Below are 13,073 nucleotides of genomic sequence, written 5' to 3' on the forward strand. Positions count from 1 at the left end.
TTGAAAATCTGGCCACTTTGGTTCAAGCTAGCAAAATGTAAAATATATCCTACTATCCCTGGTTACATAAAGCATCAAAAATTGCCATACGCACAAAAACACCGTTAGTAACTTGGTGCAATATAAAAGAATTTGCACCATCTGCCACATCGCTGTCGATTTCAATGCCACGATTTATAGGTCCTGGATGCATCACCATCACATCCGAGTCAGCATAAGCCAGACTTTCTTTTGTTAAAGCAAAATCCCGACGATAAGAATCTAAATCCAAATGATCAGATTCCAATAAGCGCTCACGTTGCACCCGTAAACAAATCACTACATCTGCATCAGTTAATCCATCACGTAAATCATGAGTTATTCGTCCATAATGCACTGTTTTCGGCTGCCAAAGTTCTGGCGCGACTAAAACAAGCTCACCGACCCCTAATTGCGCGCAAATACATTGCAATGAATTGGCTACTCGCGAATGCCTAATGTTTCCTAGAATTGCTATTTTTAATTGATCCAACTGTGGTTTTTGTTCAAGAATTGTCATCATATCAAGCAAAGCTTGGCTTGGATGTGCATGAGTACCATCACCTGCATTAATTATATGAGCATTTTCCCCAATTTGATTTGCTAAATTTTGCTGTAAACCCTCTTGCCTATGACGAATCACAAAATGTTGAATTCCCATGGCAGCAAGGTTACGGATTGTATCTTCAATAGCCTCTCCTTTGGTTTCTGAAGAGCTTTGTAGATCCAAATTAATTACCGGCATAGATAAACGATTTGCTGCCAACTCAAAACTCACTCGAGTGCGAGTACTGTTTTCATAAAATAAAGTCGCAACAGGATGCTGTGCATAGGAAGGATAGTGATTATGGTGTTTGAAATAAACTGCACGATCCAGTATAGACTCAATCTGTTGTCGTGATAATTGACTAATTTCTAAAAAATGATTCATAAAAACCCTATCTTTTTAACTTAACCCCCAGGAATTTTGGGTCTGGTTCCATTTCGCTAGCTTGAGCCAAAATGGTTTGATTTTCGAGTAGCAAAGCGCAGCATACACAAAGTATGTGAGCATCCGAACGCAGAAAATCAAGTCATTTTGGCCAAGATAGTAGAAATGGGATCCTATTCAGGATGTTGCAGCCATTGCTCCAGTATAACACACGCCGCTATACTATCTACCTCAGACTGTTTGATTTTACGATATCCACCTTGTGCAAACAATTGCTCTTTAGCCTCCACAGTTGAGAGTCGCTCGTCAACTAAATGTACTGGCAGAGAAAATCGTTTACGTAATTCTTTGGCAAATCGCCGTGCGGCAGAAGTTGTGTACAATTCACTGCCATCAATACACGTGGGAATACCAACTATTAATGCTTGAGGTGACCATTCAGCAATAACTTTAGCCACTGCATTCCAATCAGGGATGCCCAAACGGGCACCAAGGGTTGCGAGAGGAGAAGCACTGCATGTGAGTTGTTGGCCTACTGCAACACCTATGCGTTTATAACCAAAATCAAAACCTATATAAACAGGACTAGGCATGGCCAATATTTGAACTAAGTTGACTCATTTTGATCCCTAATGTGGATCCCGCATATTCCCAACGATCTTCGAAGGGTACCTCATACAGAATCTCTGAGCGATATGGGCAAATTAACCAAGTATTTTCGAGAAGTTCTTTTTCTAATTGATTCTCTACCCATCCAGCATAACCTAAAGTAATTAAAACATCTTTAGGTCCTTTATCTTCTGCAATAGCGCGAATAATATCATTTGATGTGGTAACCGTCACCTCATCTTGCAGAAACAAGCTGGAACGCCAACCTCCAAATTGTTTATGGATAACAAATCCCCTCTCAGGTTGAACCGGGCCACCAAACATTAAAGGCAACTGGCTTTGTTCCATACGAACTGGCTCAATATGGAGTTGCTCAAAAACAATTGACAAAGGAAATTGCATTGGGCGATTTATAATTAAGCCCACTGAACCTTGTTCATGGTGTTCGCAAATATAAATAACGGTTCTTTCAAAATTGGGATCATTAAGGGAAGGCATTGCGATCAGCAAGTGATTAGCCAATGAGCTTATAATTGCCATGAGCCCTCCTGAAAGGTCAGTTTATTAATTAGTATCTTTATATTAATTATATACCATAAACAAATTGTTTAATTTTTATTCTTCTATTGAAGATCACGTTCAACTGAAACCTTTACATAAAGTGTTGCTTGCTGAGAGAATGGTCTTCCTGCTGTATACGATACCGACGTAGAATCAGTATCCTGTGTTCCCTCAGCAGTTCCTAGAGAAACCCACTTATTCAATGGAACCATTAAAGTAGTATCTATATTTTGATTATCAAATTGTTGCCCTCCCGCAGGATCTTGCTGTTCACGTACTCGACGTAGCTTTAGTTCGACCTTTGAGCCACGCATAATGGGTTGCACCAATAAACCATTTTTGATTTGATGCTGTTGGTAAGCGATTCCTGTTGTAAAAAATCCTGCACCTACTGAAGTGATGATGGGTACTTCTTCATCGGTAGATACGAACGCGGATTCGCCACTCATTACTTTAACGGATTGTGAGCGTTTTACTTCAGCTGGAGATTTTGTACTGTAGCTTACGGAATTTTCATTTTGGGCACTAAGCCAATCCGGATCACCTTGATAAATGGAAATTTTAAATGTTACTGGAGGTACATCAATTTGGTGTATTACAGTTCTGATTTGGGTAAGTGTTTGCGGCGAAACCTGAACTACTAAAGTTTCCCCGGAACCGCTTATTTTTTCCCCAGTTTGCAATAAGGGTTGTATTAATTGGATAACTTTTTGGACTGGAACATAGTGTAACTCAATAACTTTTGTGATTGTTTGGGAAAATACATTACTTGCTAAAAACAGTAATCCTATTAGGCAAAATCGCTGCATCCTCAGCTCCTTGTTCCTATTCCCTAGACAATGAAGAAAAATTTATAGTGGTAAACCCTAGTATTTTCAATTGTAGACTAATATGAAAGATTCATGTAACAAATTGAAAATATTTTTATTTTTAACCTCGAAAGATCAAAGAATAAACTGAAAAAATCTTCGAACGCTGATTCAATAGTTTTGTTCCTGAAAAAGTTTGGGTATACTTCTCAAAAATTTGCTTAAGAGATGCAAACATGGGTAGCATATTTAATATATTTGGTCCTTCTCCGATAAGGCCGATAGAACAACACATGCGTAAAGTACATCAATGTGCCAAACAACTCTACCCATTTTTTGAAGCAGCCCTAAAAAAAGACTGGTCTACTGCGAATAAAATAGCAGAAAAAATAATTTCCCTAAAAAAAGAAGCCGATTTAATCAAGCGGGATCTACGTCTTCATTTGCCTACCGGTCTCTTTCTTCCTGTTTCTCGAACTGATTTGCTTGAGGTGCTCAGCGCCCAGAATCTTATTGCAAAAAAAACTAAAGCTATCGCCAAACTCATCATAAGTAGACAAATGCTCATTCCAGAATCACTCGTTCCCGTTTTTATGCCTTTTTTAAGTCGTTGTCTGGATGCATCAAAACAAGCTTGTAAAGCAATCAATGAATTGGATGAATTGCTTGAGGCAGGCTTCAGAGGATCTGAAGTTAAAATCGTTGAAGAAATGATCTTAACACTTTATGAGATTGAACATGACAGCGATGAACGCCTAGCGGATATCCGACATCGTATTTTTGAAATCGAAAAAGATTTATCTGCAATTGATGCAATTTTCCTTTATGAATTAGTCCAATTGATTGATGATTTAGCCGATAGTGCTCAGCATGTGGGTAGTCGTCTTCAAATTCTAATAGCTCGGTAGTCACTTTTTATGGATTATTCAATTATATATCTTCTTGCAGCAGTCATTTTGTGTTTTCTTATGACTTGGGGGGTTGGCGCTAATGATTTAGCCAATGTCATGAGCACTACTATGGGCTCAAAAGCAGTTACTGTCAGACAAGCGATGCTGATCGCCATAATTTTTGAATTTGCCGGGGCATTTTTAGGAGGAACCGGTGTTACAGAAACAATGCGCGATGGGATTATTAATTCCAGTGAGCTCTCTGGACAACCACTCATTCTTATTGAAGGAATGCTGGGTGTTTTATTAGCATGCACGATTTGGATGAATCTCGCAAGTTACCTTGGTGTTCCTGTTTCTATTACTAATGCTTTAGTAGGTTCAATGGTAGGTTTTGGCACCTTAGTGCTAGGTCCGCAAGCAATCCATTGGAACCAAGTAAGCCGCATTGCTATAAGCTGGATTACCTCACCAATGATTTCAGGGATCACTGCTTATGCATTATTTATCAGTATTCAGCAAACTATTTTTGTCAAAAGTAATCCACTAGCCAAAGCTAAATTGTATATCCCGATTTACCTTTTTCTCATTGGCTCTATTTTGTCATTTATCACTGTATTTAAAGGGCTCCATCATTTTCACATTCATCTCAATTTTAAACAAAATCTTGCAGTTACTTTGGCGACCAGTATTGTTATTACAATTATAGGAATGGTCATTATTAAACGAATCCCGGAACCCCATAGAATAAGACGCAGAGAACGATTTATCCAGGTTGAAAAATATTTTGCTGTACTCATGGCGATGACCGCATGCGCAATGGCTTTTGCACATGGTTCGAATGACGTAGCATTAGCCGTGGGGCCACTATCAATTATTTACAGTTTGATCATGAATTCTCATCAAGCGTTTGATGCCAATAATTACCCAGCCTGGATCATATTATTAGGCTGTATTGGCGTAGTAACCGGTTTGCTTATGTATGGTAGAAAAGTTATTGAAACGGTAGGCAGCGCTATCACTGCACTTACTCCTAGCCGCGCCTTCGCCGCTACTCTTTCTGCCGCAACCACTGTTGTTGTAGCAACAAGTACAGGCATACCCGTTTCAGCGACACAAACATTGGTTGGTGCAGTTCTTGGGGTAGGTTTAGCACGAGGTATTGGCGCATTAAATCTGATTGTAATTCGCAATATCTTTATGTCCTGGATACTGACATTACCTGCAGCATCTCTCCTTACGATTTTAGCTTACAAATTGCTGCATTATTTTATAGGGTAGGTCAATAGATTACATTTTTTGACATTTGTTTCTTTGCACGGCTGATTTGGCCGCATCTTGGGCGAGAATCTAACCGTTAACCATTAACATGAGGAACCTGAGCCCTTACTGAGTGTTGCAGAAAGGAACTAAGGTTGCAAAGCCTGGGTTCCGCCATGTGCCCCTCAGGCTACACCAATATTTAAAACTCTTCCCAGATTTCGCCCTCTTTGTTTTCGTAATCTTTATTATCACGCATTAAAAAAATACGCTTGTGCTTGTTAATTTCTTTTATTTGCGATGCGGATTTATTATGCGTTGCATCAAATTCAAATAAAAATTTATCATAGGGACTTACATAAGCTTTATCTATATCGTCTGAATTCATAACTAATCCAAAATAACTATAATTTAAATCAGGTATTTTATAGCTTTTTCGGCTAAGTTACCATTATCCTAGAAAAAGTAGTTGAACCGTGCTAACTAAATTAGGGGCTGAAGATGAGTTTAAAAAAAGCAGAGTTACATGTCCATTTGGAAGGGACCATCACGCCAAAATTAGCTGCAAAACTGGCCGCACGTAATAAATTAGTTCTTCCGGAAGGCCTTGTTGCTCCAGATGGGAAAAGTTATTTATCCAAAGATTTTCTCGATTTTTTAAAAGTTTATGATACCCTTGCAGCGCTGATTCGCTACCCTCAGGATTATTATGATATTACCTTAGACTATTTACGAGCTCGAGCCCAAGAAGACACTATTTATGTGGAGATGATGTATTCACCTGATCATGCCGAGCTTTCCAGTAAAATTCCTTCTGCAGAACATTTGACTGCAATTCAACAAGCAATTGACGATGCTGAAGAACAATATAACATAGTAGGACGAATTATAATGACAGCGGTACGTCATTTTGGCGTCCCAGCTGTAGAGCATGTTGCGCAACAAACTCATAAAGACAGGTTTCCATGCGTCACAGGCTTTGGCCTAGGGGGGGATGAAGCAAAGTTTCCTCCGAAACTTTTCAATAAAGCATATCGCATCGCAGCCGATGCGGGTTTACAATGTACTGTGCATGCAGGTGAATTTGCTCCTGCAAGCGGAATGGTTGAGGCAATGGAGAATCTTCCAATCCAACGTATTGGCCATGGAGTTAATTCAATTTATTCCCCAGAAACAATGGCTATGGTAAAAGAGAGAGGGATCGCTTTAGAGGTTTGTCCTTCAAGCAATATCTTTTTGGGTTTATTCAAAGATATGAATGAACATCCCTTACCTAAATTTTATGATGCAGGCATCAAGATCAGCATCAGCTCAGATGATCCGCCATTTATGAATACCACTCTGGGTCAAGAATATCAACGTGTACAAAAATCGTATCACTACAGTGATGAGACAATGAACAAAATCACACATATGGCTATAGAAGCTGCTTTTGTTGATAAAAAAACCAAAGCAGAACTGCTCGCAAGAATTTAAATTCATTTCTACGTATCGTGCTTTTATGCACGGACGTAGCGAGTTTATAAAAAACTTTGTGAGGGTCTCTTAGGCCGTAACCAGAAAAAACTGTCTCAAAAAAACCAAGTTCCGCGAGAGGAGCCTGAATCTTCTACACATCATGAAAAAAAGTCTAGCTCTATTCCGACGTCCAGCGCCTTGTCCGCGGGATCCAGAAGATCTGTTCTCAAATACTCGAGCCGCGGGGCGTAGGAAAGATGTGGATCAAGAGACAAACACTGCTTGCAGGCTGCATACATTATTTGAATCTTTAATTTTTCTGTGCTTCATCGCACAGAGGTATAAAAAAACTAATCACCTCGCAGCTCACCCAACAATTGCTCGATGTAGCGCCTGCACGTCAGCGGGTGATGCAAAAAATTAATAATGCGACGTGTGCCACCAGTTCCTGTAATGCATATCATCCCATAGCTCAACATACTGCCTAAGATCGATTGGCGGATATCAATTGCTTCAATCTTGCTTAATGGAATATCAATCGTTTGTCTTACAACAACCCCGGTGCGGATAATAACATGATTTTTCTTGATCGTAACCGAAGAAAAATAATAGGTCATCCACGTCATGCCAATCCATAGCAAAGCTAAAGCCGCCAAACCGTACCCAATTTTTTGTAAAATATCCATTTCTACATAAAAGACAATTGCCAAAGCACCGCATAAGGCAAGAGCTGGCCAAAGAAATATTATCCAATGCATTCGCGTAAAAAAAATAACATTACTGTCGTAGGGCTTCTCAAACATGGATTCACCTATAATCCTGAATTATTTACTAAAAAATTATAATATTGCATTTAGCTTGAATTTGCTATTCTATACTTTGTATGAAGTATATACTAACCCTCTTAATTTTTTTAGAATCGAAAAATGCGCTCAATCAGTCACTGCCTTAATAAACAACTTGCAGACCTCTGCCAACGCTCTGTTCAATTGGAAGAGCTTACAAATAAAATCAAGCTTATTCTACCTGAAGCCTTAGCAAATGAATGTCAGGTAGGAAGTTTTAATAAGGGTTGTTTGTTATTAACAACTACTGATGCCGCTTGGGCATCGCAACTACGTTATGCGATTCCTGAACTACGCGATAAATTACGTAAAGAAGCTGGTATGTATCAGCTTTCTTCAATTAAAGTGAGTGTCATTGAAGCCCAAATTCAATATGAAAAATCGCGACAGTCTCAAAAACATGAATTGTCAGAAAAAGCTAAAGCGATCATAATTAGTGAAAGTCAAAGTTGTACGTATGAACCATTACAAAAAGCATTATTGCATTTGGCTGATGGTGATGATTAGCAGTACAAATTACAGATATACCTAGAATAAATTTCTGAATCATTCTCAATTGAACACTATGGCAAAACGACGTGTTACCCATTCTGAGCCAAGATAAGTAAAACAATCGTGCAAGTAATCATTCAACTCTTCCTCTTCCAGCACATGTTCTTGACCAATAGGTTCAACATCATGATGAAAATAAGTATCAAAATAGCGTATTGAAAAATCGAGATAATCTCGTGTATGGAGAATAAAGGAATGCCATAGTTCATCAAGAATGAGTAATGGACCAAAAAGATAGGTTTTTTTACCCTGTTTTGCCCTTTGTGCATTGAGCCACATCCAGGACAATAAATCTGCAAATAAGACCTGACTTTCTTGCTCAGAAAACTCAGGATGAAAATGGCGAAAATGGTTTAGTACTGCATTATTTTGATAATCAAGCAGAGCGGATAAATTAATCATCCGCAACATGCTTTTTTATTACTTGGTCTTTGTATTACATAACGTACAATACGGCAGATCATTTCTTCTTTCGTCATTATTATCTCCACGCCTGTGATTATAAATAAACGGTGCAGACAGTCTAACCAATGTCCATAATGGAAGCAATTTAATTCTTTTATTTTTCACTTCAATGCACATTGTTCAAGCTCAATCCTGAATATTCAGGATTGAGCACTTAATTACCAAATCACACAACGATTTTTATTTACCATAGGACTGTCATTCGGAATGTGGAAGGCTTCCTGAAATTGTGGAATATTAGCCAAACTCCCATTCACTCGATATTGGGCTGGAGGATGCGGATCAGTAGTTACCTGATTACGCAGTTGTTGGGGTCGAATGTTCATTGCCCAGACATGAGCTGTTGCTATAAAAAATTGCTGCTCTGGTGTAAAACCCTCAATTGTAGGGGCATTTTTATATGCATCAGAACGTTGGAAGGCTCTATAGGCAAGAGTGATACCTCCCAAATCAGCAGTAGCTTCTCCTACAACCAATTTTCCTTGTACGCGCAAACCTTCATCTACATCATATTGTGAAAATTGATTCACGATACATTGTGTTGCCGCCTTGAATTTTTCTAAATCACTTGGTGTCCACCAATTTTTTAAATTACCATGACCATCAAATTGTGCACCTTGATCATCAAATCCATGAGTCATTTCATGTCCCATTACAAAACCAATTGCTCCATAATTTAAAGCAGCAGGTGCATTAGGATCAAAAAATGGTGGTTGGAGAATGCCCGCTGGAATATTTAAATTATTCATTGATGGATCATAATATGCGTTAATCGTTTGTGGTGTCATAACCCATTCAGTTCTATCTATGGGTTTACCAATTTTATTAAGATCACGTTGGGTTAAAAATTCATTGGCTCGAATTACATTTAATACGTAGGGTCCTCGATTAACAACCAATTTGGAATAATCCCACCACTTAGAAGGATAACCAACTCGCTCTTCCATCATATCAAGTTTTTTCAATGCAGCTTTACGAGTAGCAGGGGTCATCCATGATAAAGTATTGATGTCTTCACGCAAGACTGCGCGAATATTTTTGAGTATATCCAAAGCCTGTTTTTTATCTTCTGGAGAGAAATAGCGTTCCACATACATTTTTCCTATGGCAAAACCTAACGCCCCATTTTCTGTGCCGACAACCCGTTTCCATCGAGGTAATATTTTCTCAGCACCAGTCAAAACAGCTACCATCTTAAAATTTTGATCGACAAAAGGTTTAGATAAGTACGAAGCAAAAGCATCAATTAAATGCCAACGCAAGTAAGTTTTCCAATCTTCTAAAGAAACCGTTTTTAATTGCTTGTCCATATCCTTAAAAAACTCAGGCATTGCTAAATTCATACTCTTTATTTGAGCTTGTCCCATTGCCGAAAAATATGCCGGCCAAGAAAAATTGGGAGTTACTTCGGCGAGTTGGGCTCTATCCATAATATGATATATCGCATGAGGATCACGTTGCTCTACTTGAGACATGGAAACCCTAGCCATTTGTGTTTCTAATTTCATTACAGTATTGGCTTCAGCTGCTGCTTTATCAGGAGAATCCCCTAATAACTCAAACATTTTAGCGATATGATTGGTATAAGCCTCGCGAATTTGTTTAAATTTAGCATCATCTTTTAGATAATAATCGCGATCGGGCAAACCTAACCCACCCTGCATGACAGCAGCGATCATCTCTTCACTATTTTTAAAATCTTGCATGCTACCAAAATTAAAGAAAACACCTACGCCTATTTGATGCAAATGTGCTATTTCACTTTGTAAATCCGTCAAATTTTTTAAATCTTTAATACGATCAAATTCAGGCTGTAATGGTTTAATGCCCAGTTGGTTGATGCTGGTTTCATCCATACCGCTGTAATAAAAGTCACCTACTTTTTGTTCTATGCTACCTGGTTTTGCTTTGGTATTTTTTGATGCATTGATTAACATCTGATGAATAATATTTTGGACTTTTTCATTGATAAGATTAAAGCTTCCCCAGCTTGAATAATCAGGAGGAATTGGGTTGTTTTTTTGCCAATTACCGACAGCGTAAGAATAAAAATTCTTACTCGGTGGAATATTGGTATCCAACCAATTCAAATGAAGTGCTTGTTCCGTTATTTTTTGTGGTTCAGTGTTTGCAGAATATATTGAGGAGCTGCATAACAAAGCCAAAACAAAAAGGCTACCATTAAGTTTCATACTACAACTCTCCCTTGCCAATTATTTATTGTTAATTCACCAAGAAATTTAAATAAACCTAGACAGGTGGAGGCAAAACCATAACCAGTAAATATCTCTGAAATCCAGTTTTCCCGGGTTATGAATTCACCTTCACCTTACACTTGTGCACAATTTAGCAAAAGCCATGTGACCAAGAGACAGGTTACTCCCAGGGCTACATTTTCCTACGCTTCGACAGGATAAAATTCAGTGTGCATTGCAGGGAGATATTCTTCTGTATCAAAATAAGTATATTCCCAAGCGTCTTGTCTTGCCATTAATTCCCGTAATAATCTGTTATTCAGTTCATGTCCTGACTTATAACCTTCGAATGCGCCAATCAAACTAGAACCTAACAGATACAGATCACCAATTGCATCCAATACTTTATGAGAAACAAATTCTGATTCAAAACGAAGTCCATCATCGTTGAGAACACGGTAGTTATCAACAACTATGGCGTTATCCAAACTACCGCCTTTTGCCAAATCGCATTCCCTTAATTTTTCATAATCGGAGAGAAATCCAAATGTACGTGCTCGGCAAACTTCTTTGACATAAGAAGTTGTAGAAAAGTCAAAACTTACTGTTTGTGGTTTATTATTAAAAGCCGGGTGGTCAAAATCAATAGTGAAGGTAATTTTATACCCATTATAAGGATAAAATTGAACAAATTTCCCATTATCTTCTACACGAATAGGCTTAAGAATACGTATGTACTTTTTAGATGCATTTTGCTCGCGTATACCTGCTGATTGAATCAGGAAAACAAAAGGAGCCGCGCTACCATCCATAATTGGCAACTCTGGGGCATTCACATCAATGTAAGCATTATCAATACCCAGCCCTGCTAAAGCAGAGAGCAAATGTTCCACGGTTGCGATTTTAACAGGCCCATGATGTAGCGTGGTACAAAGCATAGTGTCACCCACATTCTCATATGACGCAGGTATTTCTACAACAGGTGAAAGATCTACCCTTCTAAAAACTATGCCTGTATTCACAGGAGCAGGTCTCAAGGTTAAAAGCACTTTTTCACCGGAATGCAATCCAACACCAGTTGCCTGGATCACCTTTTTAGGAGTTCTTTGTTTTGTCATTCAGTGCTCACCTTGTTCCTCATCATTTTAGTTTTACTTTGCACGCAAAACTTCGTGATCGTATCAATATTTTAATATTTAGTCTAATTATTTTTGTATCAAAGACTTAAATTTCCCTTCCTCTGCACTATGAAGAGGAAGGATCAGAATATTTATACCTCTTCTTGTCGTCGTAAAAACGCAGGAATATCAAGATAATCCACATCAGGAATACTCTCACTATTTTGCTTTATAGAAGAGGACATATTTGCTTGGGCTTGTTTGCGAACAAGGGCTGGTCTATCTAACTGCTGATAATCCAAAGAACCATCACTACGCGTTGTTTCAATCAAACGTGCACGATGTGCGTGTTGTGGTTGTGCCTGCTGATGACGTTGTCGTCCATCACCCAGACCTGTCACAATAACGGTTACACGCATTTCATCTGTCATTTCTGGATCAATGACTGTTCCTACTACTACAGTTGCATCATCAGAAATAAATTCTTTGACTACATCGCCTACTTCCTCAAACTCACCAATTGACATATCAAGGCCAGCGGTAATATTGACCAGGATTCCACGGGCACCTGAAAAATTCACATCCTCCAATAAAGGAGACGCAATAGCAGCTTCAGCAGCTTGACGTGCTCTTTGTTCGCCTACAGCGCTGCCTGTACCCATCATAGCCATTCCCATTTCTGACATTACGGTACGTACATCTGCAAAATCTACGTTGATCAAACCTGGGCGAGTAATTAAATCTGAGATGCCTTTAACTGCACCAAGTAACACATTGTTCGCTGCCTTGAATGCATTAAGAAGACTAATGTTTTTTCCTAAAACGCTGAGTAATTTATTGTTAGGAATTGTGATCAATGAATCAACATGTTCTGCTAAACGACGAATTCCTTCGTCAGCTGCTAAGGCTCGCTGCTTGCCCTCAAATGAGAATGGCTTGGTGACAACAGCTACGGTTAGTATGCCTAATTCTTTGGCGATTTCCGCAAAGACAGGCGCAGCACCAGTTCCAGTGCCTCCCCCCATTCCTGCAGTAATGAACACCATATCTGCACCACTTAAGATTTCACGAATATGGTCCCTGTCTTCTTCTGCTGCTTCACGACCTATTTGTGGATTTGCACCAGCACCTAAGCCTTTAGTGAGCTCATCACCCAGTTGAATGTGTATTTTCGCATTTGAGCCCCTTAATGCCTGCGCATCAGTATTAGCGCAGATAAATTCAACTCCATCAATATTTTCTGCAACCATATGCTCGACGGCATTACCACCTCCACCGCCAACACCAACTACCTTAATGACTGCGTTATTATTACTATGGTGTTGGCCTTCCATTAATTCAAACATAACCCTGCTCCCCTCA

The 13,073-nt window shown here is 39.0% G+C and carries 14 protein-coding genes; 4 read left to right on the forward strand and 10 right to left on the reverse strand.

Annotated elements, in window-relative coordinates; translation table 11 throughout:
• Positions 1–52: 52 nt before the first annotated feature.
• The 4 genes from LXO92_RS16105 to LXO92_RS16120 form a co-directional block, all read right to left on the reverse strand.
• On the reverse strand, positions 53–949 hold the full coding sequence (locus LXO92_RS16105; protein ID WP_182350552.1) for an aspartate carbamoyltransferase catalytic subunit: 897 nt from the start codon (positions 947–949) through the stop codon (positions 53–55).
• Between the two features lie 173 nt (positions 950–1,122).
• A complete protein-coding gene (ruvX, locus tag LXO92_RS16110; RefSeq protein ID WP_182350553.1) occupies positions 1,123–1,542 on the reverse strand; it encodes a Holliday junction resolvase RuvX in 420 nt (139 codons plus the stop codon).
• On the reverse strand, positions 1,535–2,098 hold the full coding sequence (locus LXO92_RS16115; RefSeq protein WP_182350554.1) for a YqgE/AlgH family protein: 564 nt from the start codon (positions 2,096–2,098) through the stop codon (positions 1,535–1,537). The genes ruvX and LXO92_RS16115 overlap by 8 nt, the downstream gene beginning before the upstream one ends.
• 83 nt (positions 2,099–2,181) lie before the next feature.
• Positions 2,182–2,928: a type II/III secretion system protein gene (locus LXO92_RS16120; RefSeq protein WP_182350555.1), complete on the reverse strand. Its 747-nt coding sequence runs from the start codon at positions 2,926–2,928 to the stop codon at positions 2,182–2,184.
• A gap of 236 nt (positions 2,929–3,164) precedes the next feature.
• On the opposite strand from LXO92_RS16120, the gene LXO92_RS16125 reads away from it, so the two are divergent.
• A complete protein-coding gene (locus LXO92_RS16125) occupies positions 3,165–3,836 on the forward strand; it encodes a TIGR00153 family protein (protein ID WP_182350556.1) in 672 nt (223 codons plus the stop codon).
• A gap of 9 nt (positions 3,837–3,845) precedes the next feature.
• Positions 3,846–5,099, forward strand: a complete 1,254-nt coding sequence (locus LXO92_RS16130) for an inorganic phosphate transporter (protein ID WP_182350557.1) — start codon at positions 3,846–3,848, stop codon at positions 5,097–5,099.
• 181 nt (positions 5,100–5,280) lie between these two features.
• On the opposite strand, the gene LXO92_RS16135 is transcribed toward LXO92_RS16130, so the two are convergent.
• Complete coding sequence (locus tag LXO92_RS16135; RefSeq protein ID WP_182350558.1) at positions 5,281–5,466, reverse strand: CBU_0585 family protein; 186 nt, start codon at positions 5,464–5,466, stop codon at positions 5,281–5,283.
• A gap of 113 nt (positions 5,467–5,579) precedes the next feature.
• Here LXO92_RS16135 and LXO92_RS16140 point away from each other — a divergent pair, with 113 nt between their 5' ends.
• The gene (locus tag LXO92_RS16140; RefSeq protein ID WP_182350559.1) at positions 5,580–6,554 is read left to right on the forward strand and encodes an adenosine deaminase; all 975 of its coding nucleotides are present in this window, start codon (positions 5,580–5,582) and stop codon (positions 6,552–6,554) included.
• A 332-nt stretch (positions 6,555–6,886) separates the two neighbouring features.
• On the opposite strand, the gene LXO92_RS16145 is transcribed toward LXO92_RS16140, so the two are convergent.
• The gene (locus LXO92_RS16145) at positions 6,887–7,339 is read right to left on the reverse strand and encodes a PH domain-containing protein (protein WP_182350560.1); all 453 of its coding nucleotides are present in this window, start codon (positions 7,337–7,339) and stop codon (positions 6,887–6,889) included.
• Positions 7,340–7,462: 123 nt separating this feature from the next.
• Between LXO92_RS16145 and LXO92_RS16150 the strand changes: the two genes are divergently transcribed.
• Entirely contained in the window at positions 7,463–7,888 is a 426-nt protein-coding gene (locus tag LXO92_RS16150; RefSeq protein ID WP_182350561.1) for a DciA family protein, read from the forward strand.
• 45 nt (positions 7,889–7,933) lie between these two features.
• On the opposite strand, the gene LXO92_RS16155 is transcribed toward LXO92_RS16150, so the two are convergent.
• The 4 genes from LXO92_RS16155 to ftsZ all read right to left on the reverse strand — a co-directional run bounded on the left by LXO92_RS16155 (position 7,934) and on the right by ftsZ (position 13,057).
• Positions 7,934–8,335: a glycine-rich domain-containing protein gene (locus LXO92_RS16155; protein ID WP_182350562.1), complete on the reverse strand. Its 402-nt coding sequence runs from the start codon at positions 8,333–8,335 to the stop codon at positions 7,934–7,936.
• Between the two features lie 221 nt (positions 8,336–8,556).
• Entirely contained in the window at positions 8,557–10,590 is a 2,034-nt protein-coding gene (locus LXO92_RS16160) for a M13 family metallopeptidase (protein WP_182350563.1), read from the reverse strand.
• A 206-nt stretch (positions 10,591–10,796) separates the two neighbouring features.
• Positions 10,797–11,711, reverse strand: coding sequence for a UDP-3-O-acyl-N-acetylglucosamine deacetylase (lpxC, locus tag LXO92_RS16165; protein WP_182350564.1), 915 nt, complete (start codon positions 11,709–11,711; stop codon positions 10,797–10,799).
• A gap of 152 nt (positions 11,712–11,863) precedes the next feature.
• Positions 11,864–13,057, reverse strand: a complete 1,194-nt coding sequence (gene ftsZ, locus LXO92_RS16170; RefSeq protein ID WP_182350565.1) for a cell division protein FtsZ — start codon at positions 13,055–13,057, stop codon at positions 11,864–11,866.
• Positions 13,058–13,073: the final 16 nt, after the last annotated feature.

This window comes from Legionella resiliens (genome assembly GCF_021344005.1).
In the GTDB taxonomy this organism is placed as follows: domain Bacteria; phylum Pseudomonadota; class Gammaproteobacteria; order Legionellales; family Legionellaceae; genus Legionella; species Legionella resiliens.

Excerpts from the sequence above, each read along its gene's own strand:
- LXO92_RS16105 (WP_182350552.1), bottom strand. The coding sequence starts at position 949 with ATGAATCATTTTTTAGAAATTAGTCAATTATCACGACAACAGATTGAG.
- LXO92_RS16120 (WP_182350555.1), bottom strand. The coding sequence starts at position 2,928 with ATGCAGCGATTTTGCCTAATAGGATTACTGTTTTTAGCAAGTAATGTA.
- LXO92_RS16135 (WP_182350558.1), bottom strand. The coding sequence starts at position 5,466 with ATGAATTCAGACGATATAGATAAAGCTTATGTAAGTCCCTATGATAAA.
- LXO92_RS16160 (WP_182350563.1), bottom strand. The coding sequence starts at position 10,590 with ATGAAACTTAATGGTAGCCTTTTTGTTTTGGCTTTGTTATGCAGCTCC.
- LXO92_RS16125 (WP_182350556.1), top strand. The coding sequence starts at position 3,165 with ATGGGTAGCATATTTAATATATTTGGTCCTTCTCCGATAAGGCCGATA.
- LXO92_RS16130 (WP_182350557.1), top strand. The coding sequence starts at position 3,846 with ATGGATTATTCAATTATATATCTTCTTGCAGCAGTCATTTTGTGTTTT.
- LXO92_RS16145 (WP_182350560.1), bottom strand. The coding sequence starts at position 7,339 with ATGTTTGAGAAGCCCTACGACAGTAATGTTATTTTTTTTACGCGAATG.
- LXO92_RS16150 (WP_182350561.1), top strand. The coding sequence starts at position 7,463 with ATGCGCTCAATCAGTCACTGCCTTAATAAACAACTTGCAGACCTCTGC.
- LXO92_RS16140 (WP_182350559.1), top strand. The coding sequence starts at position 5,580 with ATGAGTTTAAAAAAAGCAGAGTTACATGTCCATTTGGAAGGGACCATC.
- LXO92_RS16115 (WP_182350554.1), bottom strand. The coding sequence starts at position 2,098 with ATGGCAATTATAAGCTCATTGGCTAATCACTTGCTGATCGCAATGCCT.
- ruvX (WP_182350553.1), bottom strand. The coding sequence starts at position 1,542 with ATGCCTAGTCCTGTTTATATAGGTTTTGATTTTGGTTATAAACGCATA.
- lpxC (WP_182350564.1), bottom strand. The coding sequence starts at position 11,711 with ATGACAAAACAAAGAACTCCTAAAAAGGTGATCCAGGCAACTGGTGTT.
- ftsZ (WP_182350565.1), bottom strand. The coding sequence starts at position 13,057 with ATGTTTGAATTAATGGAAGGCCAACACCATAGTAATAATAACGCAGTC.
- LXO92_RS16155 (WP_182350562.1), bottom strand. The coding sequence starts at position 8,335 with ATGATTAATTTATCCGCTCTGCTTGATTATCAAAATAATGCAGTACTA.